Origin of the sequence: Microbacterium sp. (assembly GCF_011620715.1) — a bacterium.
In the GTDB taxonomy this organism is placed as follows: Bacteria; Actinomycetota; Actinomycetes; order Actinomycetales; family Microbacteriaceae; genus Microbacterium.
This window is the reverse complement of record NZ_WOYP01000074.1, coordinates 1-21534: the sequence shown is the minus strand read 5'-3', so window position 1 is coordinate 21534 and position 21534 is coordinate 1. Positions and strand designations below refer to the sequence as shown.

The 21534-nt window shown below is 68.8% G+C and carries 18 protein-coding genes and 1 rRNA gene; 17 read left to right on the top strand and 2 right to left on the bottom strand.

All coding sequences use genetic code 11. The features are described from left to right. Positions 1-6: 6 nt before the first annotated feature. The 13 genes from QZV84_RS07225 (at position 7) to argH (ending at position 15246) form a co-directional block, all read left to right on the top strand. Positions 7-804, top strand: coding sequence for an amino acid ABC transporter ATP-binding protein (locus QZV84_RS07225; RefSeq protein ID WP_292827517.1), 798 nt, complete (start codon positions 7-9; stop codon positions 802-804). Between the two features lie 78 nt (positions 805-882). Next, on the top strand, positions 883-1752 hold the full coding sequence (locus QZV84_RS07220) for a glutamate ABC transporter substrate-binding protein (RefSeq protein WP_292827514.1): 870 nt from the start codon (positions 883-885) through the stop codon (positions 1750-1752). An 80-nt stretch (positions 1753-1832) separates the two neighbouring features. After that, entirely contained in the window at positions 1833-2480 is a 648-nt protein-coding gene (locus QZV84_RS07215; RefSeq protein ID WP_292827511.1) for an amino acid ABC transporter permease, read from the top strand. Continuing rightward, positions 2477-3463 carry an amino acid ABC transporter permease gene (locus tag QZV84_RS07210; RefSeq protein WP_292827508.1) on the top strand — a complete coding sequence of 329 codons (987 nt, stop codon included), beginning with the start codon at positions 2477-2479 and terminating at the stop codon, positions 3461-3463. The genes QZV84_RS07215 and QZV84_RS07210 overlap by 4 nt, the downstream gene beginning before the upstream one ends. A 41-nt stretch (positions 3464-3504) precedes the next feature. After that, complete coding sequence (gene pheS, locus QZV84_RS07205; RefSeq protein ID WP_292827505.1) at positions 3505-4560, top strand: phenylalanine--tRNA ligase subunit alpha; 1056 nt, start codon at positions 3505-3507, stop codon at positions 4558-4560. After that, a complete protein-coding gene (gene pheT, locus QZV84_RS07200) occupies positions 4560-7088 on the top strand; it encodes a phenylalanine--tRNA ligase subunit beta (RefSeq protein WP_292827502.1) in 2529 nt (842 codons plus the stop codon). Before pheS ends, pheT begins: the two co-directional genes overlap by 1 nt. Positions 7089-7306: 218 nt before the next feature. After that, positions 7307-8431, top strand: coding sequence for an NAGSA dehydrogenase family protein (locus tag QZV84_RS07195; protein WP_292827499.1), 1125 nt, complete (start codon positions 7307-7309; stop codon positions 8429-8431). 55 nt (positions 8432-8486) lie between these two features. Then, positions 8487-9644: a bifunctional glutamate N-acetyltransferase/amino-acid acetyltransferase ArgJ gene (argJ, locus tag QZV84_RS07190; protein WP_292827496.1), complete on the top strand. Its 1158-nt coding sequence runs from the start codon at positions 8487-8489 to the stop codon at positions 9642-9644. Next, entirely contained in the window at positions 9641-10546 is a 906-nt protein-coding gene (gene argB / locus QZV84_RS07185; protein ID WP_292827493.1) for an acetylglutamate kinase, read from the top strand. The genes argJ and argB overlap by 4 nt, the downstream gene beginning before the upstream one ends. After that, a complete protein-coding gene (locus tag QZV84_RS07180) occupies positions 10543-11760 on the top strand; it encodes an acetylornithine transaminase (protein WP_292827490.1) in 1218 nt (405 codons plus the stop codon). Before argB ends, QZV84_RS07180 begins: the two co-directional genes overlap by 4 nt. After that, the gene (gene argF / locus QZV84_RS07175) at positions 11757-12680 is read left to right on the top strand and encodes an ornithine carbamoyltransferase (RefSeq protein WP_292827487.1); all 924 of its coding nucleotides are present in this window, start codon (positions 11757-11759) and stop codon (positions 12678-12680) included. Before QZV84_RS07180 ends, argF begins: the two co-directional genes overlap by 4 nt. Positions 12681-12696: 16 nt before the next feature. Continuing rightward, on the top strand, positions 12697-13806 hold the full coding sequence (locus tag QZV84_RS07170) for a heparan-alpha-glucosaminide N-acetyltransferase domain-containing protein (RefSeq protein ID WP_292827484.1): 1110 nt from the start codon (positions 12697-12699) through the stop codon (positions 13804-13806). Between the two features lie 9 nt (positions 13807-13815). Next, positions 13816-15246, top strand: coding sequence for an argininosuccinate lyase (gene argH, locus QZV84_RS07165; RefSeq protein ID WP_292827481.1), 1431 nt, complete (start codon positions 13816-13818; stop codon positions 15244-15246). A gap of 3 nt (positions 15247-15249) precedes the next feature. Here argH and QZV84_RS07160 read toward each other — a convergent pair whose 3' ends face one another. After that, positions 15250-16122 carry a CHAD domain-containing protein gene (locus QZV84_RS07160; protein WP_292827477.1) on the bottom strand — a complete coding sequence of 291 codons (873 nt, stop codon included), beginning with the start codon at positions 16120-16122 and terminating at the stop codon, positions 15250-15252. A gap of 166 nt (positions 16123-16288) precedes the next feature. On the opposite strand from QZV84_RS07160, the gene QZV84_RS07155 reads away from it, so the two are divergent. The 3 genes from QZV84_RS07155 (at position 16289) to QZV84_RS07145 (ending at position 18895) form a co-directional block, all read left to right on the top strand. Then, positions 16289-16564, top strand: a complete 276-nt coding sequence (locus QZV84_RS07155) for a hypothetical protein (protein WP_292827474.1) — start codon at positions 16289-16291, stop codon at positions 16562-16564. Between the two features lie 154 nt (positions 16565-16718). Beyond that, positions 16719-18023 carry a tyrosine--tRNA ligase gene (gene tyrS, locus QZV84_RS07150; RefSeq protein ID WP_292827471.1) on the top strand — a complete coding sequence of 435 codons (1305 nt, stop codon included), beginning with the start codon at positions 16719-16721 and terminating at the stop codon, positions 18021-18023. 11 nt (positions 18024-18034) lie between these two features. Next, entirely contained in the window at positions 18035-18895 is an 861-nt protein-coding gene (locus tag QZV84_RS07145; protein WP_292827468.1) for a DUF4184 family protein, read from the top strand. Here the strand turns inward: QZV84_RS07145 and QZV84_RS07140 are convergent. Further along, positions 18849-20213, bottom strand: a complete 1365-nt coding sequence (locus tag QZV84_RS07140; protein WP_292827465.1) for a CoA transferase — start codon at positions 20211-20213, stop codon at positions 18849-18851. The genes QZV84_RS07145 and QZV84_RS07140 overlap by 47 nt on opposite strands. A 737-nt stretch (positions 20214-20950) precedes the next feature. Between QZV84_RS07140 and QZV84_RS07135 the strand changes: the two genes are divergently transcribed. Beyond that, positions 20951-21534: ribosomal RNA gene (locus tag QZV84_RS07135) — 16S ribosomal RNA — on the top strand; the annotation flags it as partial.

The following is a 21534-nucleotide window of genomic DNA, read 5'->3' as shown; positions in this document are numbered from 1 at the left end:
GGGCGTATGGCGACACCGGATGAAACCGCAGCTGCGCCCAAGACGTCCAACATCAACGTCCGCCGCGGCGAACCGCTCGTTGTGATCGAGCACGTCGACAAGCACTTCGGCGACCTGCATGTGCTCAGGGACATCGACACCGTCGTGAATCGCGGCGAGGTCGTCGTGGTGATCGGGCCGTCCGGATCGGGCAAGTCGACCCTGTGTCGCGCGATCAACCGGCTCGAGACCATCGACGCCGGATCGATCTCGATCGACGGCATCCCGCTGCCGGAGGAGGGGGCAGGGTTGGCCAGGCTTCGGGCGGATGTCGGAATGGTGTTCCAGTCGTTCAATCTGTTCGCCCACAAGACCGTGCTCGAGAATGTGACGCTCGGCCCGATCAGGGTGCGGAAGATGTCGCGCAAGGATGCAGATGCGAAGGCGATGCAGCTTCTCGATCGCGTCGGGGTGGCCGATCAGGCCTCGAAGATGCCCAGCCAGCTCTCGGGCGGCCAGCAGCAGCGCGTCGCGATCGCACGGTCGCTGGCGATGGATCCCAAGCTGATCCTCATGGACGAGCCGACCAGTGCGCTAGATCCCGAGATGATCAACGAAGTGCTCGACGTCATGATCGGCCTCGCGGCCGACGGAATGACGATGATCGTCGTCACCCACGAGATGGGCTTCGCCCGCAAGGCAGCCGACCGGGTGCTCTTCATGGACGGCGGGGCGATCATCGAGGAGGCCACTCCCGAGCAGTTCTTCACCAACCCGCAGAGCGAGAGGGCCCAGGATTTCCTGTCCAAGATCCTCGAGCACTGATGCGAGACCCGACCGCTAGGAACGGTCTGGAACCGAGGAGGTCGCGACGCGCGGCCGTACACAGCAAAGGACGAAGACATGAAACGAACGAGAATTCCCCTCATCGCGCTGGCCGCGGCCAGCGCCCTCGCGCTCTCGGCGTGTGCATCCGGAACCGATGCGGGTGGCGAGACCACTGCGACGCCCGCACCGGCACCGACCTTCGCAGAGGGCAGCACGATGGCCGCGCTCGCCGACGCGGGAACGATCACGATCGGCACGAAGTTCGACCAGCCGCTGTTCGGACTGATGGGACCGTCGGGCACGCCGGAGGGCTTCGACGTCGAGATCGGCAAGATCATCGCCGCGCAGCTCGGAATCGGCGAAGAAGACATCGAGTGGGTCGAGTCCGTCTCGGCCAACCGCGAGCCGTTCATCCAGAACGGCGAAGTCGACATCGTGGTCGCGACGTACACGATCAACGACACGCGAAAGGAAGTCGTCTCGTTCGCGGGCCCGTACTACATGGCCGGGCAGTCGATCCTGGTGCTCGCCGACAACGAGGACATCAAGACCGAGGACGACCTGGTGGGTCAGCCGGTCTGCTCGGTGACGGGCTCGACGCCTGCCGCCAACCTCGAGGCGCTCGGCGCGGAGGTGCTGCTGACCGACACGTACAGCAACTGCCTCGGTCCCCTGCGTGACGGCACCGTCGTGGCGGTCTCGACCGACAACGTGATCCTCGCGGGCCTCGCGGCCCAGAACGAGGGCGAGTTCAAGGTCGTGGGCGAGCCGTTCACCGAGGAGCCCTACGGAATCGGGCTCGCGCTGGATGACACGGAGTTCCGCATGTGGATCAACGACGTGCTGGAGGCCTCGTACGAGGACGGCAGCTACGAAGCCGCCTGGAACGCCACGGCGGGAACGGTCCTGCCGTTCGTCGAGCCGCCGGCGGTCGACCGCTACTGATCGATCGGATGCCCCAGGTCGGCCGACACGCCGACCCGGGGCATCCGCTCCTGACCGCCGCACGACCCGAGAGGAGGGCCATGGAACAGCTGATCTCACTGCTGCCCGAGTTCTGGGAGGGCTTCCGCGTGACCCTCCTCCTGCTTGCAGTCTCCGGTGTGCTCGCCCTGATCCTGGGGACGCTCATCGCCGCGATGCGCATCTCGCCGGTCGCCGCCCTGCGCGGGCTGGCCGCGTTCTGGACCGAGATCGCGCGGAACACGCCGCTCACCCTGATCTTCTTCTTCACCGCGTTCGTGATGCCCATGCTGGGCGTGCGTCTGCCGTACGTGCTGCTGGCGTTCATCGCTCTCACGTACTACACGTCGCCCTTCGTGGCCGAGGCCCTCCGCTCCGGCATCAACGGCGTCCCGCTCGGGCAGGCCGAGGCCGCCCGCAGCATCGGACTCGGCTTCGGCCAGACGGTGTCGCTCGTCGTGCTGCCGCAGGCGTTCCGCATGACTGTGCCGCCCCTGATCAACGTCTTCATAGCCCTCACCAAGAACACTTCGGTCGCCGGCGGCTTCTTCGTCGTCGAGCTGTTCGCCACGACCCGGCAGCTGGCCAATGACAACGGCAACATCGTGCTGCCCATCCTCTTCACCGCCGCTGCGCTGTACCTGGTGGTCACGGTCCCCCTGGGGCTTGCCGCGGGGCAGCTCGAGAAGCGATGGGTCGTGCGCCGATGAGCGGCACCAGCGTCTTGTTCGACGCGCCGGGACCCAAGGCGAAGCGCAACTCGCGGATCGCCTCGGTGCTCTCGCTGATCGTGATCCTCGCGGGACTCGCCTGGATCATCATCACCCTCGCCGCCCCGCGCGAGTCCGGCGGCATCACCCTCCCCGGCATGTTCGATTCGACCCGGTGGAGCATCTTCCTCGACACCCAGCTGTGGGGCTCGATCGGGCGCGGCATCGTGGCCACGCTGCAGGCCGCCGCGGTCGCCGCCGTCGGAGCGATCGCGCTGGGTGTCCTGCTCTCGCTCATGCGCAGCTCGTCGATCGCCTGGCTGCGGATTCCTACCGGGTGGCTCATCGAGTTCCTGCGCGGCATGCCGGTGCTGCTGATGATGCTGTTCATCCTCCTGGTCGCCTCGACCGGAGCGTTCTGGGCGGTCGTGATCGCGCTCGTCCTCTACAACGGCACCCTGATCGGCGAGGCGCTTCGGGCCGGCCTTGTCGCGCTCCCACGCGGGCAGCGCGAGGCGGCACTGAGCATCGGGATGCGGGAATTCCAGTCGAAGATGCTGGTCGAATTCCCGCAGGCGTTCCGCCAGATGCTGCCGATCATCGTCGCTCAGCTGGTGGTGCTGCTGAAGGACACCTCGCTCGGCTACATCGTCGGGTACAACGAGATCATCCGCAACAACATGAACAACCTGGGCAGCTTCTACGGCAACCGGTACATCTTCTCGCTGTTCCTGGTCACCCTGGCGATCTACCTGGCGCTCAACCTGACCCTGTCCTGGTTCGCTCGCTGGCTGTCTCGCCGCACGGCGAGCGGCGGCACGCGGGGACGCGGGGACAAGACCGCGATCGATCCGACCCAGACGATCCTCGAGCTGAGCGCGCGCAATGCCGACCGCATCGCGGCGAACAAGGGGCTCGGCCAGTACGACGCAACGGCCGGTGGGTTCTACGGCGGCGAGGGCGCCGGCGGCGCCGATCGCTGACACGGCGGGCCGATGGCCCGCCGTCGGTAGACTCGACTCTCGTGTCTGACTCACCCGACAACGCGCCCGCCGAGATCACGCCGGAGGCGGTGGATGCCGCCGTCCATGCCGCCCTCGACGCCATCGGTGCCGCATCCGACAGTGTCGCCCTGAAGGCCGCCCGCTCCGCCCACACCGCGGAAGGGTCGCCGTTGGCGAAACTGAACGCCCGCCTGCGCGAGGTCGCACCCGAGCGCAAGGCCGAGTTCGGCAAGCTCGTCGGTCAAGCCCGAAGCCGGGTGGCGCAGGCGCTGGCCGCCCGTGAGTCGCAGGTCGCGCTGGCCGAGACAGCGGCGCGGCTGGAGTCCGAGCGCATCGACGTGACCGCGCTGCCCGCACGCGCACGCGTCGGGGCGCGGCATCCGATCTCGCTCCTTCAGGAGCAGGTCGCGGACATCTTCGTCGGCATGGGGTGGGAGATCGCCGAGGGTCCCGAACTCGAGCACGAGTGGTTCAACTTCGATGCGCTGAATTTCGACGCCGACCACCCGGCTCGTCAGATGCAGGACACGTTCTTCGTCGATCCGGTGGACCGCCATCTCGTGATGCGCACGCACACGAGCCCCGTCCAGGTGCGCTCGATGCTCGAGCGCGACCTGCCGATCTACGTGCTGTGTCCCGGTCGCGTGTACCGCACCGACGAGTTCGACGCCACTCACCTTCCGGTCTTCACTCAGTTCGAAGGACTCGTCGTCGACAAGGGCATCACCATGGCGCACCTGAAGGGAACCCTCGATCACGCCGCGCGGGTGCTGTTCGGGCCGGAGGCGAAGACGCGTTTCCGCGCCAACTTCTTCCCCTTCACCGAGCCTTCCGCCGAGCTCGATCTCTGGCACCCCACCTTCAAGGGCGGCGCGCGCTGGATCGAGTGGGGCGGCTGCGGCATGATCAACCCCAACGTGCTGCGCGCGGCGGGCATCGATCCCGACCAGTACTCCGGCTTCGCGTTCGGGATGGGCATCGAACGGACGCTCATGTTCCGCAGCGACGTGCAGGACATGCGCGACATGGCCGAGGGCGATGTGCGCTTCAGCGAGCAGTTCGGAATGGTGGTCTGATGCGCGTCCCGCTTTCGTGGTTGCGTGAGTACGTCGATGTGCCGGCGGATGCCGCCCCCGAGGACGTGCTGGCCGCACTCGTGCGCGTCGGCTTCGAAGAGGAGGACGTGCACCGCTTCGAGCTGCAGGGCCCGATCGTCGTCGGTCAGGTGCTCGAGTTCGTCGAGGAGCCGCAGTCCAACGGCAAGACGATCCGCTGGTGCCAGGTCCAGGTCGCGCCCGAGGGCGAGACCGCTGCGGACGGCGGACCGGCCGTGCACGGCATCGTCTGCGGCGCGCGCAACTTCTTCGTCGGCGACAAGGTCGCCGTGACGCTCCCGGGATCGGTCCTTCCCGGTCCGTTCCCGATCGCAGCCCGCAAGACCTACGGGCACGTCTCCGACGGCATGATCGCCTCGGCCAAGGAACTCGGACTCGGCGAGGAGCACAGCGGCATCCTGCGCCTCGTCGAGCTGGGCATCGACGCTCCCATCGGCACGGATGCGATCTCGCTCCTCGGCTTGGACGACGTGGCCGTCGAGATCAATGTCACGCCCGACCGCGGCTACGCGCTGTCGATCCGCGGCGTCGCCCGCGAGTACTCGCACGCCACCGGTGCGGACTTCCGCGATCCCGGCGTGCGCGCGTGGGCCGACGTGTCGCACACCACCGACGCGTTCACGTCGGTCGTGGCCGACGGCGCGCCGATCCGGGGCCGGGTCGGCGCGTCCGAGTTCGTGACCCGCATCGTGCGGGACGTCGACCCGACGCGGCCGACGCCGTCGTGGATGGTCGCGCGCCTCACGCTCGCCGGGATCCGCTCGCTCGGCATCCTGATCGACATCACCAACTACGTGATGCTCGAACTCGGTCAGCCGCTGCACGGCTACGACCTCGACACGCTCACCGGCGGCATCACCGTGCGGCGTGCGAGCGCGGGGGAGAAGTTGCAGACCCTCGACGGCAAGGTCCGCGACCTCCACGTCGAGGACCTGCTGATCACCGACGAGTCCGGGCCGATCGGCCTGGCCGGAGTGATGGGCGGCGGCACGACCGAGATGACGCAGTCGACCCGGAACGTGCTGATCGAGGCGGCGACGTTCGATCCCGTCACTATCGCCCGCACCGCGCGCCGGCACAAGCTGCCGTCCGAGGCCTCGCGCCGCTTCGAGCGCGGAGTGGACCCGAACGTCCCGTTCGTCGCTGCCCAGCGCGCGGTGGACCTCATGGTCGCCTACGCGGGCGGCACCGACGACCGGGAGGGCGGCGCGCTGCTGACCGGCTACGAGTTCCCCGGGATCGAGCTTCCTTTCGGATTCGTCGAGGGACTGATCGGCGTCGACTACACGCGCGATGAAGTGGTCGGGGCGCTCGAGATGATCGGCGCCGCCGTCCGCGAGCGCGAGGGCGACTTCGTCGTTTTCCCGCCGTCGTGGCGGCCGGACCTGACCGACAAGTGGACGCTGGCCGAAGAGGTCGCGCGGATCGAGGGGTACGACCGCATCCCCTCGATCCTGCCCACGCCCCCGTCCGGTCACGGCCTGACCGCTGCGCAGCAGGGGCGCCGCCGCGTCGGCAATGCGCTCGCCGCCGCCGGGTACGTCGAGACCCCGTCGTTCCCGTTCACCACCGAGGACGAGAACGACCTGCACGGCTCGGCGTCGGGCGGGCACCTGCCGAGCGTCAAGCTCGCGAACCCGCTCGACGGACAGGCGCCGTTCCTGCGCCGCAGCCTCGTCCCGGCGATGCTGCGGGTCGCACACCGCAACGTCGCACGCGGGCTCACCGATCTCGCGGTCTTCGAGATCGGCACGGTATTCCTTCCGCAGCCCGGCGTGACGTACGGCACCGAGTTCGTGCCACCTCTCGCGGTGCGACCGGATGCCGCGACCCTCGCCGTTTTGGACGCGTCGATCCCGCCGCAGCACCGGCACGTCGCCGTCCTGCTCACCGGCTGGATCGCCCCGAAGCAGCCCGGCGCGGCCGCCGCCGCCGCGGGTCTCGCCGACGCCCTCGATGCGGTCCGCACGATCGCGTCCGCCGCAGGAGTGACGATCGACGTCGCCCAGGGTGAGCGCGCTGCGCTTCACCCCGGACGCACCGGGGTGCTCTCGGTCGGCACGACCGAGGTCGGGTACGTCGGCGAGCTCCTGCCAGCCGTGGCGGAGGCCGCGGACCTCCCCGGCCGGGTGACCGTCGCCGAACTCGATCTTGACCGCGTGCTCTCGCTCGCGGGGGAGAAGGTCGTCGCCGCGTCGCTTTCCGGCTACCCGGCGGCGACCCAGGACGTGTCGCTCGTCGTGGGCGACGACGTGCCGGCCGCCGATGTTCGGGCTGCTCTCGTCGACGGCGCCGGCGCTCTCCTGGAGTCGTTGCGCCTCGTCGACGACTACCGCGGCGCGGGTGTGCCCGACGGTGCGAAGAGCCTCACGTTCGCGCTGCGCTTCCGTGCGCCGGACCGCACGCTCACGGCCGCCGAGGCGACCGCGGCGAAGCTCGCAGGCGTCGGTGTCGCCGCCGAGCGCTTCGGGGCGGCACTGCGTGAGTAGGGCCGCACCCGCGTGATTTGCGGTGCCGACGCCGCAGAGGCTATCGTCGGCCCATGCCTTCGGCTGCGCACTTCTCCGCCACGCTCGTTCCGAGCGTCGCTCCCGCGCGCCGACGTCTGGCCGGACGCCGATTCTAGGCGACGCAACGCACCTCGGATCAGGGGAGCTGTGGGCGTCGCCGTCTGAAGCCCACGACCCCAGACTCTAAGGTGGAATCCATGACATACTCGGTCGCCGTCTCCGGCGCATCCGGCTATGCGGGCGGTGAGATCCTCCGGATCCTCGCCGCACATCCCGACGTCCAGATCCGCACCGTCACCGCGCACTCGAACGCGGGGCAGCCCCTCATCCAGCACCAGCCGCACCTCCGCTCGCTCGCGCACTTTTCTCTGCAGCCGTCGACCCCCGAGGTGCTCGCGGGGCACGACATCGTGTTCCTGGCCCTGCCGCACGGCCAGTCGGGGAGCTTCACCGACGCCCTGGCGGACACGCCCCTGGTGATCGACGCCGGAGCGGATCACCGTCTCGAGTCGGTCGCGGACTGGGACCGGTTCTACGGCGGCGACTTCCACGACCCGTGGACCTACGGGGTGCCCGAACTGCTCGTCGGCGGCCGCAAGCAGCGCGAGCACCTCGCCGGAGCCACGCGCATCGCCGCGCCGGGCTGCAACGCGAGCGCCGTGAGCCTGAGCCTCGCCCCGGGCGTCGCGGCCGGAGTCATCGATCCGTCCGACATCGTCAGCGTGCTCGCGGTCGGGCCGAGCGGCGCGGGCAGGAGCCTGAAGACCAACCTGCTCGCCAGCGAGATCCTCGGCAGCGCCAACCCGTACGCGGTCGGCGGCACGCATCGGCACATCCCCGAGATCCGCCAGGCGCTCGCAGCCGCACGTGCGTCGGAAGATCGCGCCGATGTCGGAGGATTCGGCGACGATCATCCGACGCACGGCGGATTCTCCGACCGAGGGCACGCCGACGACGGCATTCGGATCTCGTTCACCCCGGTCCTGGTACCGATGTCACGCGGCATCCTCGCCACGAGCACCGCGCCGATCGCGAAGGGTGCGACGGATGCCGATATCCGTGCCGCGTGGGAGGCCGCGTACGGCGACGAGACGTTCGTGCAGCTTCTTCCGGCGGGTCAGTTCCCGCGCGCCGCCGACGTCCTCGGCGCCAACACCGCGCTCATCGGCCTCGCGATCGACCGGCCCGCCAACCGGGTCGTCGTGGTCGCTGCACTCGACAATCTCGTCAAGGGCACCGCCGGCGCGGCCATCCAGTCCATGAACATCGCGCTGGGCCTTCCCGAGGCGACGGCCCTCACCGTGAATGGGACCGCCCCGTGAACGCCGCGACTGTCGCGGATGACGCCGGCGCACGAGCCGTGAAAGGAACAACGCCGTGAGCGTCACCGCACCCGAGGGATTCGAAGCGGCCGGCGTCGCGGTCGGTCTCAAGTCCAGCGGCGGGCCCGATGTCGCCGTCGTCGTCAACCGTGGACCGCTCAAGCTCGGAGCGGCGGTGTTCACGAGCAACCGCGCGAAGGCCAACCCGATCATCTGGTCGCAGCAGGTGATCCAGGACGGCGTCGTCGAGGCGATCGTGCTCAACTCCGGGGGAGCGAACTGCTTCACGGGCTCCTTCGGGTTCCAGACGACACACCAGACCGCCGAGAAGGCGGCTGAGCTGCTCGGCATCAGTGCGGGTGACGTCCTGATCTGCTCGACGGGCCTCATCGGCACCGGTGACGAGGTCTTCCGCGCCAAGGTCCTCGACGGCACCGAGCAGGGCATCGCCCAGCTCAGCGCCGACGGCGGCGAAGCGGCATCCCTGGCGATCATGACGACCGACTCGAAGCCGAAACGCTCGGTCGTCGCCAGCGAAGGCTGGTCGATCGGCGGCATGGCGAAGGGCGCCGGGATGCTGGCACCAGGGCTCGCGACGATGCTCGTGGTGATCACCACCGACGCGGTGCTCGAGGCAGCCGAGGCGGATTCGGCGCTGCGCCGCGCGACGGGCATCACCTTCGACCGCCTCGACTCCGACGGCTGCATGTCCACAAACGACCAGGTCACGCTCCTGGTGAGCGGGGCCAGCGGCATCCGCCCCGAGCCTGCGGACTTCGCGGCGGCCCTCACCGAGGTGTGCCTCGACCTGGCGCAGCAGCTGCAGGGCGACGCGGAGGGCGCGAGCCACGACATCACGATCCGGGTCGTGCATGCGGCATCCGAATCCGACGCGGTCGAGGTCGGCCGCTCGGTCGCCCGCAACAACCTCTTCAAGGCCGCGATCTTCGGCAACGACCCGAACTGGGGCCGGGTGCTCGCCGCGATCGGCACGACGGCCGCCGAATTCGACCCGTACGACGTGGATGTGTGGATGAACGGCGTTCGCGTGTGCAGCCAGGGCGCGCCCGACGCCTCACGCGAGGACGTCGACCTCACGCCCCGCGCGACCGATCTGCTCATCGACCTCCGCGTCGGCGAGGCCACAGCCACCATCCTCACGAACGACCTCACGCACGACTACGTCCATGAGAACAGCGCATACGCGACATGACCGATATCGATCTGCAAGACACCGATCCCGCCGAGGCGAGCGCCAAAGCCGCGACCCTGATCGAGTCGCTGCCGTGGCTGCGGCGCTTCAGCGACCAGGTCATCGTGATCAAATACGGCGGCAACGCCATGGTCAGCGACGAGCTGCAGGACGCGTTCGCAGCCGACGTCGCCTACCTTCGCTACGTCGGGGTCAAACCCGTCGTCGTGCACGGCGGCGGACCGCAGATCTCGTCGATGCTCGACCGGCTCGCCATCCCGAGTGAGTTCAAGGGCGGCTACCGTGTCACCAGCACCGAGGCGATCAGCGTCGTGCGCATGGTGCTCACCGGCCAGATCAACCCGCAGCTGGTCGCGAAGATCAACGCGCACGGCCCGCACGCGACCGGCCTCTCAGGCGAGGACGCGGGGCTGTTCGGCGGGCGGCGGCGCGGGGTCATCGTCGACGGCGTCGAGCACGATCTCGGTCGCGTCGGCGATGTCGTCGAGGTCGACCCGCAGCCCGTGCACGACCAGCTCGCCGCCGGTCGCATCCCGGTCGTCTCGAGCATCGCGCCCGACCTCGACCACGCCGGCCACTCGCTCAACGTGAACGCGGATGCCGCAGCCGCGGCCCTCGCGATCGCCCTGGGCGCGGCCAAGCTCGTCGTGCTGACCGATGTGCCCGGGCTCTACGCCGACTGGCCCAACCGCGACTCCCTCGTCTCGCACCTGACCGCCGCGGAGCTGCGAACGATGCTGCCGACGCTCGAATCGGGCATGATCCCGAAGATGCAGGCGTGCCTGGACGCGGTCGAGGGCGGCGTCGAGACGGCCGCGATCATCGACGGCCGTGTGCCCCACTCGGTGCTCGTCGAGATCTTCACCAGCAAGGGAATCGGAACGGAAGTGGTGCTCGGATGAGTTGGCAGGATGACGCAGGACGCGACCTGGTGCGCAGCTTCGGCGACCGGATGGCGCTGTTCGTCCGCGGCGAAGGCGCCTACCTGTGGGATGCCGACGACCGGCGTTACCTCGACTTCCTCGCCGGGATCGCGGTGAACTCGCTCGGGCACGCCCACCCCGTCTTCGTCCAGGCGATCGCCCGGCAGGCGGCGACCCTGGCGCACGTGTCGAACTACTTCGCCACGCCGCCCCAGCTCGAGCTCGCCGCCCGGCTGAAGCGCCTCGCAGGAACGGGCGATTCGGGGCGCGTCTACTTCGGCAACTCGGGAGCCGAGGCCAACGAGGCCGCGTTCAAGCTCGCCCGACTGCATGGCGGTGCCGACAAGCCGCGCATCCTCGCCCTGACCGATGCCTTCCACGGCCGCACGATGGGAACGCTCGCCCTGACCGGCAAGCCCTACATGCAGGCGCCTTTCCTGCCGATGACTCCCGGCGTCGAGTTCATCGACTCGACGATCGAAGCCCTCGAGGCTGCGCTCGATGACCGGGTGGCCGCCCTCTTCGTCGAGCCGATCAAGGGCGAGGCCGGCGTCGTCGAGCTGCCCGAGGGGTTCCTGCAGGCCGCGCGTGCGCTGACCGAGGCTCACGGGGCGCTGCTGATCATCGACGAGATCCAGACCGGCGCCGGCCGCACAGGGGAGTGGTTCGCGTTCCAGCACGCCGGCATCACCCCTGACGCGATCACCGTCGCCAAAGGCATCGGCGGCGGCTTCCCGATCGGGGCGCTCATCACCTTCGGGCACGCGAGCGACCTGTTCTACCCAGGTACCCACGGCTCGACCTTCGGCGGCAACGCCCTGGGAACCGCCGTCTCGTCCGCCGTGCTCGGCGAGATCGAAGACGAGGGGCTGGTGCGCAACGCCGCCGAGCGCGGGCAGCAGCTGCGCGAGTCGATCGTCGCGCTCGACTCGCCACTGGTCGCCGGATGCCGCGGCCGGGGCCTGCTGATCGGTGTCGGGCTGCGGCATCCCGTCGCCAAGGCGATCGTCGCCGCCGCGCAGGAGCACGGGCTGATCATCAACGCGCCGAACGATGAGACGATCCGGCTGGTGCCTGCGCTGAACATCGGCGATGCCGAGGTTGACGAGTTCCTCCAGCTGTTCGGCGCGTCGCTGCGCACCGTCGAGGACGCCCTCGTCCTCGACGCGGCGCCTCGGGAGGCGGGGGCATGACCCGGCACCTCCTGCGTGACGACGATCTGACCGCCGCGGAGCAGTCCGAGATCCTCGACCTTGCCGTCGCCGTGAAGAAGGACCGCTGGAAGCTCAAGCCGCTCGCCGGCCCGCAGACGGTCGCGGTCATCTTCGACAAGTCCTCCACACGCACGCGGGTCTCGTTCGCGGTCGGAATCGCCGATCTCGGAGGTTCGCCCCTGATCATCTCGACCGCCAACAGCCAGCTGGGCGGCAAGGAGACGCCGTCAGACACGGCGCGCGTGCTCGAGCGACAGGTCGCCGCGATCGTGTGGCGCACGTACGCGCAGGCGGGATTGGAAGAGATGGCGGCCGGCACCACCGTGCCCGTCGTGAATGCGCTGAGCGACGACTTCCACCCGTGCCAGCTGCTGGCCGACCTGCTCACGATCCAGGAGCACAAAGGCGAGCTGCGGGGGCTGACGCTCGCGTTCTTCGGCGACGGCCGCTCGAACATGGCCCACTCGTACATGCTCGCCGGTGTCACCGCGGGCATGCACGTGCGGGTCGCCTCGCCGGAGAGCTACGCGCCCCGCGAGGACGTCGTCGCGGATGCCGACCGTCGCGCCGGTGAGACGGGCGGCTCGCTGACCCTCTACACCGATGCGAATGAGGCGGCGGCCGGAGCGGACGTGATCGTCACCGACACCTGGGTGTCGATGGGCAAGGAGGAGGAGAAGCTGGCACGCCTGCGCGACCTGGGAGAGTACAAGGTCACGCGCGAGCTGATGACCCTCGCCAAGCCCGACGCGATCTTCATCCACTGCCTTCCCGCCGATCGCGGCTACGAGGTCGAGGCCGAGGTCATCGACGGGCCGCAGAGCGTCGTGTGGGACGAAGCCGAGAACCGACTGCACGCGCAGAAGGCGCTGCTGGTGTGGCTGCTTCGTCAGCAGTGATGGGTATCCCCGGTCGTTGAGCGAACGAAGCGAGAAGTATCGGCTCTGGCTCTCCACCCGCTGGAGCCGGCTGAACGGTCCGCAGCGCGTGGGCGGTGTCGATCTCGCCCGCGGACTCGCGGTGATCGGCATGGTCGCCGCGCACCTGCTCTGGATCGACGACTTCGACTTCGCGGACACCGCCACCTGGGTCGCCGTGGTCGAGGGGCGCTCCTCGATTCTGTTCGCCACCCTCGCAGGCGTGTCGATCGGACTGGTGACCGGCGGCCGCACACCGCTCGCCGGGGCAGAGATGCGGCTCGCACGGGAACATCTGGCCGTGCGGGCTGCCGTCCTCTGGCTCATCGGGATCGGCCTGATCGCGACCGGTGTGCCCGTCTACGTGATCCTTCCGGCATACGCGATTCTGTTCCTGATCGCGCTGCTGCTGGTCTCACTGCGGGCGCGCACCCTGTTCCTCCTCGCCGGCGCCCTCGCCCTGGTCACGCCGTTGCTGCAGGCGCTGCTGGATGCGCTGCCGTTCTGGTCGACCCCGTGGGGGCAGCTGGCCTCGGTCGCGACCGGCTGGCACTACCCGTTTCCGGTCTGGATCGCCTTCGTGACCGCCGGACTCGGCGTGGCCCGGGCCGGCATCACGCGCACACGCGTGCAGCTGTGGATGGTCGGCGCGGGTGCGGCGCTCGCGCTGGCGGGCTACGGCCTGGACGGTCTCAGTGGGGCGGATGCGGCATCCGGCGCCGTCTCCTTCAGCAGTGCCGTCTGGACGGCGGATCCGCACTCCACCGGTCTGCTCGAAGTCATCGGGTCAGGTGGGTTCGCGCTCGCCGTGATCGGGCTCTGCCTCCTGGCGTGCCGCACCTTCCTCACGTGGGTCGTGCTTCCGCTGCGTGCCGTCGGAGCGATGCCGCTCACCGCATATACCGTGCAGCTGCTCGTCTGGGCGATCGTGGCCGCGACGGTGCTCGGCGACCCCGGCGATCTGCGCGGCTTTCGCGACCTCGAGCCGTTCTGGCCGATGACGATGACCCTCATTCTCGCTTGCACCGCGTGGGCGCTGCTGATCGGTCGCGGGCCGCTGGAGTGGGTCGTGGACCGCATCGCACGACCGACGGTGCGGCGTCGATAGGCTGAGCGGATGAGCGAAACCAAGGGCGAAGGCACGAACGAGGGCGCACTCTGGGGCGCCCGATTCGCGACGGGTCCCTCACCCGAGCTCGCCGCATTGAGCCGTTCGACGCACTTCGACTGGGACCTCGCGCTCTATGACATCGCCGGCTCCCACGCACATGCGAAGGCGCTCGCCGCCGCCGGATACCTCGATGCCGACCAGGAGCGACGCATGCACGCGGGGCTCGACACCCTCGCGGCCGGCATCGTCGACGGAAGCCTGCGGCCGGACCCCGACGACGAGGATGTGCACGGTGCCCTCGAGTCCGCGCTGATCGACACGGTCGGCGCCGAGCTCGGCGGAAGACTCCGCGCAGGACGCAGCCGCAACGACCAGATCGCCACGCTCGTGCGGATGTATCTGCTCGACCACTCCCGAACGATCGCGCGCGACATCCTCCGTCTCATCGATGCGATCGTCGCGCAGGCGGAGGGGAATCCGACCGCGATCATGCCGGGTCGCACGCACCTTCAGCACGCTCAGCCGATCCTGCTCGCCCACCACCTGCAAGCACACGCCTGGCCACTTGTGCGTGATCTCGAGCGCCTCCGCGACTGGTCAGGCCGTGCGTCGGTGTCGCCGTACGGCGGGGGAGCGCTGGCAGGCTCATCGCTCGGTCTGGACCCGGCATTGGTCGCTCAGGAGCTCGGCCTCTCCCGCCCTGCCGAGAACTCGCTGGATGGCACATCGGCGCGCGACGTCGTCGCCGAGTTCGCGTACATCACTGCTCAGCTCGGAATCGACGTCTCGCGCTTCGCCGAGGACATCATCTTGTGGAACACGCGCGAGTTCGGCTTCGTGACCCTCGACGACGGCTTCTCGACGGGCTCGAGCATCATGCCGCAGAAGAAGAACCCCGACATCGCCGAGCTCGCGCGTGGCAAGGCCGGAAGGCTCGTGGGCAACCTCACCGGATTGCTCACGACGCTCAAGGGCCTGCCGCTTGCTTACAACCGCGACCTCCAGGAAGACAAAGAACCGGTCTTCGACTCGATCGCAACACTCGAGGTGCTGCTTCCCGCGTTTGCGGGCATGGTGGCGACGCTCCGCTTCGACACTGCCCGCATGTCCGACCTGGCACCTCAGGGCTTCTCCCTCGCGACGGATGTCGCCGACTGGCTGGTGCGCCGCGGCGTGCCCTTCCGTGACGCCCACGAGGCATCTGGCGCGCTCGTGCGCCTCTGCGAGGAACGGGGGATCGAACTCTCGGAGGTCACCGATGCGATGCTCGCCTCCGTGTCGATGGACCTGTCGCCCGATGTGCGCGAGGTGCTCACGATCGAGGGTTCGGTCGCGAGCCGCAACGGGGTGGGGGGCACGGCTCCCGAGCGGGTCACCGAGCAGCGCGCCGAGCTCGTCTCGCGGGCCCAGTCGGTCGCGCACGCCCTCGGTCTATGATCGTCAGTTCGTGTGCTGAGCCGCCCGCAGAGCGCCCGCGACATCGTCTGCGGCGTCCCTCGTGCTCGAGATGAGCGCGCGGAGATCCCGCGCTGTCTCTGGGCTCTGCGCCGAGAGATCGATGGCGCGCAGGAACGCGAGGGCGACCACGGCGTCCTGATGCGCGCCGAGGGCGTCCTGCAGCGCCTGACGGGCCTCGATCGTCTTGTCCGCCTCGGAGCCCAGGACCGGCTGGGCGAGTTCGACCGCGTATCGGTGGCGTTTGGCCGCCTTGCGGGCGTCGTGCAGCAGCCCGCCGACATGAGCGTCTCCGGCAGCCGCCGCCGCGCGCGTGCGGCGCAGTCCTTCGCGCACCTCCGCGTCCGCTTTCTCGACGCGGTGACGAGCGCGCGCGGCGGGTCGGCCGGCCTCGGCCCCGAACGGTGCATCCTCCCTCCAGCGTTCGAGCTGCGCGAAGAGTGCGACGCCGCGGGCACCGCCAAGTGCTTCGGTCGCCGCCCGCCAGGCCTCGATGCGTCGCGTTGCGATGTCCTCGTCGATGACCCGTCGCACCGCGAGAGTCTGCGACGGGTCTGCGAAGCGTTCGGCCAGCACCTGGAGGTCCCGCACCTCGCCGAGCAGCATCCCCGCCCATTTCAGCTCCTTCGCGAGGCTCTCGCGCTCGACGCGCTGATACACGTCTGGAAAGGTGCGCAGGGTCGCACGCAGCCGACGGATCGCGACCCGCACACGATGCACCACGCTCTCGTCCTGCGCGGCGAGGGCCGCGCGGCAATCGAGGATGACGTCGCACTGTGCCCCGACATACGCCTGGACGAGCGCGCCGATCGTGGCGGCAGGGGCGTCAGGACGGGCCGCAGTCGTACCAGCTGGCATGCGGTCAGTCTGGCATGACGACCCGGCCGCTGCGGATCACGGTGGGAGACGAAGAGCAGGGCACGTATGAGAACCTCCAGGACGCGCTCGCGTCGCTGCTGCCGCTGCTGCTGCAGCTCGCGCTGCCCGACGACCTCCAGTGTCGCTCGGGCTCGGAGTGGGTCCGGTGCGCACCATCGAAGCGTCCGGCGGTGCGATCGACGAGGGACCGGGATGGTGGGCCGCGCGTGAGGCGATCGACACGGTGCACCGCAAGCAGCAGCGCGCCGCGCCGCGGGCGCGCACCTGGGTTGCCGCGGCGCCAGGAGAGGATGCCCTCATGCAGTCCACCGTCTCTGTGGCCAACGCCTACCTGCTGGCACGCGACGAAGTCGTGGGTGGAATGAGCGAGCGCACACGTCGCCTTCGCGTATGGACGGTGCCTTCGGGTCACACAGCGTGAACTTGCGGGCGCCGAGGGGATCACTCAACCCGCGGTCTCCCGAGCGCTCGCAAGCGCCGGGGCGGGTGCCGTGATCGAGGGCTTCTTCGCCCTGCGAGGTCGAGGCGGACAGCTCGGCCGAAGCATCCGTCCGCCCGCTGATAGCCTCGAACGCGTGTCTTCCCCCGCTCTGATCTCGAGAGCGCCTGCGATCGATCCGACGTTCGAGAACGTCTGGGACGAACTCGTCTGGCGCGGACTCGTCCACGTGTCGACCGACGAGGGTGCCCTGCGCACGCTGCTCGCCGGGCCCCCGATCACGTACTACTGCGGGTTCGATCCCACTGCTCCGAGCCTGCACCTGGGCAACCTGGTGCAGCTGCTCCTGATGCGAAGGCTGCAGCTCGCCGGTCACAAGCCACTCGGCCTCGTCGGAGGTTCGACCGGCCTCGTCGGCGACCCGAGGCCGTCGGCCGAGCGCGCGCTCAACACCAAGGAGACGGTCGCCGAATGGGTCGGCTACCTGCGCTCGCAGATCGAGCGCTTTCTGAGCTTCGAGGGCGAGAACGCCGCCCGCATGGTCAACAACCTCGACTGGACCGCCCCGCTGAGCGCGATCGATTTCCTCCGCGACATCGGCAAGCACTACCGCGTGGGCACGATGCTGAAGAAGGATGCCGTCAGCGCACGCCTCAATTCGGATGAAGGCATCAGCTACACCGAGTTCAGCTACCAGATCCTGCAGGGCCTCGACTACCGCGAGCTCTTCCTGCAGTACGGCTGCGTGCTGCAGACGGGAGGCAGCGACCAGTGGGGGAACCTCACGAGCGGTGTGGACCTGATCCACCGCGCCGAGGGCAAGAGCGTGCACGCGATCGGCACGCCGCTCATCACGAACAGTGACGGCCGCAAGTTCGGCAAGAGCGAGGGCAATGCGATCTGGCTCGACGCGAAGCTCACGAGCCCGTACGCGATGTACCAGTTCTGGCTCAACACCGACGATGCCGACGTCGCCGACAGGCTCAAGGTCTTCACGTTCCTCACGCGTGCCGAGATCGAGGACGTGGTGGCAGCACACGAGGCCGAGCCGTTCCGCCGCATCGGGCAGAAGCGCGTGGCCCTCGAGGTCACGAGTCTGGTGCACGGTGAGAATGCCGCCGCCGCGGCCATCGCGGCATCCGATGCCCTGTTCGGGCAGGGCGACCTCACGGCGCTCGACGCGGTCACGCTGGCGAGTGCGCTGCGCGAGCTGCCGAACGCGGAGCTGCCGTCGGGGACTCCGGTGGTGCAGGCGCTCGTCGACACCGGACTGGTCACGAGCCTCAGCGAGGCGCGGCGTGCGATCGCCCAGGGTGGCGTCACGGTCGACGGGGTGAAGATCGACGACGACTCTGCCGTCGTCCACGGCGCGCTCCCCGGTGGTGTGTCGGTGCTGCGACGCGGCAAGAAGACGCTCGCGGGCGTCTTCGTGCGAGGGTAGTCCGGCGGCGCATGCCCTTCACACCGAGTCACGCGGTCGTCGCGCTGCCGTTCCTGCGCACACCGCTCGTTCCCGCCGCGATCGCGGTGGGCGCGATGGCGCCGGACCTTCCCCTCTTCCTCCGCGGGATGCCGCTGCACTACGGACGGACCCACAGCCTGGAGTGGCTTCCGCTCACGATCCTGGTCGCCCTCGGCCTCCTGCTGATGTGGCGGTGTGCGCTGCGCCCGGTCGTCCGTGAGCTGTCGCCCTCCCTCCTCGCCGAGCGTCTCCCCTCAGGATGGGATGCCGGGGCCGCGGTGTCTCTGCGCGAGACGTTCGCGATCACCGGCTCGCCGCCGCGTGTGTCCTGGCGGGGCATCCTCCTCCTGCTGACTTCGCTGGCGATCGGCATCGTCAGCCACGTAGTGTGGGATCTCTTCACGCACGAAGGGCGCTGGGGCGTGCAGGCGGTTCCCGCGCTCGATGAGCTGTGGGGACCCCTCACCGGGTTCAAGTGGCTGCAGCACGGCTCATCGCTGATCGGTCTCGTGGTCCTGGCGGTGTGGGCCATACTGTGGCTGCGTCGCCGGCGCCCGGTGGCCGTGGCGCGGCTCGTGCCCGATGCGGTGCGGTGGGCGTGGTGGCTGTCGCTTCCGGTGATCCTGCTCGCGGCGTGGGGCATCGGCCTTCTCATCTACGGACCCCTCACCGGACAGTGGCGGGTCGAGCATCTGGCGTACCGCATGCTGCCCCCGGCATGCGCGGTGTGGGGTGCGCTGTCGGTTGCGCTATCGATCGGGGTTCAGGTGCTCCGTGCGAGAACCCGTCGCGCGGACGGACGAGTCAGCGCCATTCGGCCGCGTCGCGACCCCAACGCCGCGGCGGACTGAACCCGGTCGGACCCCCGTCGTAGGCGAGGGCGGGTGCTGCCGTGATCACGCCGAGCCCTCCGACGTCGAACTCCTGCACGTGCCGCGCGGGGTCGAAGGAACGATCAGCCGGCTGCGGGTCGCGGGTGCGCGGCATCCCGAGCAGCTCGGCGGCGATTCGACGGAGTGAGGTCTCCACGATCCACCCAGCGCCCTCGACATTCCGGCGTGCGAGGGCGCGGAGAATGCCGGCGGCCAGCAGGTAGCCGGCGCTGTGGTCGAGTGCCTGGACGGGAAGCGCGCCCGGCGATTCGCCGTCGTCCGACTCGATCCACGCGATGCCGCTCGCCGCCTGCACCAGGCTGTCGAACCCGCGTCGGTCGGCCGCCGAGTCGTCCGCGCCCCACGCGGTGAGGCGCGCGGCGACGAGCGAAGGATGCCGGGAGATGAGGGATGCGGGTGCAAGCCCGAGTCGCTCGAGCGCACGGGCGCGGTACCCGGTCACCACGACGTCCGCGGTCGCGAGGAGGCGCTCGAAGCGCTCGCGGTCCGCAGAGGCCCCGAGGTCGAGGATCGTCGAACGCTTGCCGTGACCGGTGTCGAAGTGCTGCCATTCCGGCTCCGGCAGGCGCGGCGGGTCGATCCGCAGGACGTCGGCGCCGAGCAGTGCGAGCGTGCGCGTGGCGACGGGCCCGGCGATCACGCGCGTGAGATCGAGCACACGGATGCCGCGCAACGGCGCTTCGGGCGGTCCCCCCGCGCGGCGGTGGGGGAGCGCATCACCCGCCCGCGCGACGTCGATGATCGGGGTGTCGCGCAACTCTGCGTCGACAGGCGCGTTCTCGTGCGCGACGGGCACACAGAGTCCTCCCGCACCGGTGACGGCCTCCGCGGCCACTGCCGCCGGCAGGCCGCGCAGGGATGCGGCGACCTCATGCTTTCCGGCATCGGCGGGAAGGCCCAGTCCGCGACGAAGCGCCGCAGCGTGGTGCGGATAGTTGCCGTGCGTGCGCACCCACCCGTCGGATGACCGGAAGAATCCAGACAGGGGTGCCCATACCGTGGGCGCTTCGCCGCCCACGCGGAGGTGCCGTTCGCTCGCGTATGCGACGGCGATGCGGTCGGCGTCGGGCGTGATCTCTCGGCCGCCGACGAGCTCGGCAGCGGAGAGTGATGCGGCGGCTACGCTCGCCCACGCCAGCGAGGCGACGTCGAGATGCGCGGAGAGCGGTACTTCGGGCGGGGGCTCCTGCACCACCTGGACACGGGTCGGCTCGGCGCCGAGGCACGACCAGACCTGTTCCAGCATCTCCCGGCCGGTCGATGCCCCCGGCGTCATACCCGTCGTGGCTCCATGCAGGGAGGCTACGCCGCACACGAAGCGCACGCCAGGGGAGGGGCGTAACCCTTGGTCGAAACCGCGTCTTTCCGGGCATCCGGCGCACGACACGCCCGGGCTGCGGGCCGGATTTGCCACACTTGCCGAACCCACGTAACTTATTACTTGTTCGCCCCACAGGGAAGCGGAGAGGCCGAGAGCCTTACCCCCCTCAAGCGGAGAACCACCTCTATCTGAATCGACACTCATTGAGTGTTGCGACCTCCGGGTCTAAGATGGAGGTTCCCACTCCTCTCAGCTGCCGAAGAGTGCTGCTCGTAGACGCTCCAAGCGTCACGGTCGGCCGATTTGACATGCGGACGGAGGGGGATAAGATAGAGAAGTTGCCCAGCGGGCCGGCTGAATCGCCGAGACCCAGGGCCGCAGATCTAGCTTCGTGAGGTGTCGTCACAGACAGCTGCTCCCGACTTCGAGTCGCGGATCGCTGATTTGACACGCGGATCGCGAAGCGTAAGATAGAGAAGTTGCCCTGCAGGAAGGCCGAGAGGCCGGAGGCAGGAGCATCCGATCCTTGAGAACTCAACAGCGTGCACTTGTCAAATGCCAAAAAACCTCGCGGTCAGCTTGTCTGGCCGATGAGATTCTTTTGAGATTAAACGAGATGTCAGCAATGACATCCGATCGTCAGATCAAACTCGCACGGCTCGACCCATTCCGGTCTTGTCGCGCAAAATTCTTTTACGGAGAGTTTGATCCTGGCTCAGGATGAACGCTGGCGGCGTGCTTAACACATGCAAGTCGAACGGTGAAGGAGAGCTTGCTCTCTGGATCAGTGGCGAACGGGTGAGTAACACGTGAGCAATCTGCCCCTGACTCTGGGATAAGCGTTGGAAACGACGTCTAATACCGGATACGCGACGCGAAGGCATCTTCAGCGTCGGGAAAGAACTTCGGTCAAGGATGAGCTCGCGGCCTATCAGCTAGTTGGTGAGGTAATGGCTCACCAAGGCGACGACGGGTAGCCGGCCTGAGAGGGTGACCGGCCACACTGGGACTGAGACACGGCCCAGACTCCTACGGGAGGCAGCAGTGGGGAATATTGCACAATGGGCGCAAGCCTGATGCAGCAACGCCGCGTGAGGGACGACGGCCTTCGGGTTGTAAACCTCTTTTAGCAGGGAAGAAGCGAAAGTGACGGTACCTGCAGAAAAAGCACCGGCTAACTACGTGCCAGCAGCCGCGGTAATACGTAGGGTGCAAGCGTTATCCGGAATTATTGGGCGTAAAGAGCTCGTAGGCGGTTTGTCGCGTCTGCTGTGAA

Bases quoted from the DNA above. Each gene is read 5' to 3' on its own strand.
- argB (WP_292827493.1), top strand. From the start codon at position 9,641: ATGACCGATATCGATCTGCAAGACACCGATCCCGCCGAGGCGAGCGCC.
- QZV84_RS07195 (WP_292827499.1), top strand. From the start codon at position 7,307: ATGACATACTCGGTCGCCGTCTCCGGCGCATCCGGCTATGCGGGCGGT.
- QZV84_RS07220 (WP_292827514.1), top strand. From the start codon at position 883: ATGAAACGAACGAGAATTCCCCTCATCGCGCTGGCCGCGGCCAGCGCC.
- argF (WP_292827487.1), top strand. From the start codon at position 11,757: ATGACCCGGCACCTCCTGCGTGACGACGATCTGACCGCCGCGGAGCAG.
- pheT (WP_292827502.1), top strand. From the start codon at position 4,560: ATGCGCGTCCCGCTTTCGTGGTTGCGTGAGTACGTCGATGTGCCGGCG.
- QZV84_RS07215 (WP_292827511.1), top strand. From the start codon at position 1,833: ATGGAACAGCTGATCTCACTGCTGCCCGAGTTCTGGGAGGGCTTCCGC.
- QZV84_RS07225 (WP_292827517.1), top strand. From the start codon at position 7: ATGGCGACACCGGATGAAACCGCAGCTGCGCCCAAGACGTCCAACATC.
- argH (WP_292827481.1), top strand. From the start codon at position 13,816: ATGAGCGAAACCAAGGGCGAAGGCACGAACGAGGGCGCACTCTGGGGC.
- QZV84_RS07140 (WP_292827465.1), bottom strand. From the start codon at position 20,213: ATGACGCCGGGGGCATCGACCGGCCGGGAGATGCTGGAACAGGTCTGG.
- QZV84_RS07210 (WP_292827508.1), top strand. From the start codon at position 2,477: ATGAGCGGCACCAGCGTCTTGTTCGACGCGCCGGGACCCAAGGCGAAG.
- QZV84_RS07180 (WP_292827490.1), top strand. From the start codon at position 10,543: ATGAGTTGGCAGGATGACGCAGGACGCGACCTGGTGCGCAGCTTCGGC.
- QZV84_RS07160 (WP_292827477.1), bottom strand. From the start codon at position 16,122: ATGCCAGCTGGTACGACTGCGGCCCGTCCTGACGCCCCTGCCGCCACG.
- QZV84_RS07145 (WP_292827468.1), top strand. From the start codon at position 18,035: ATGCCCTTCACACCGAGTCACGCGGTCGTCGCGCTGCCGTTCCTGCGC.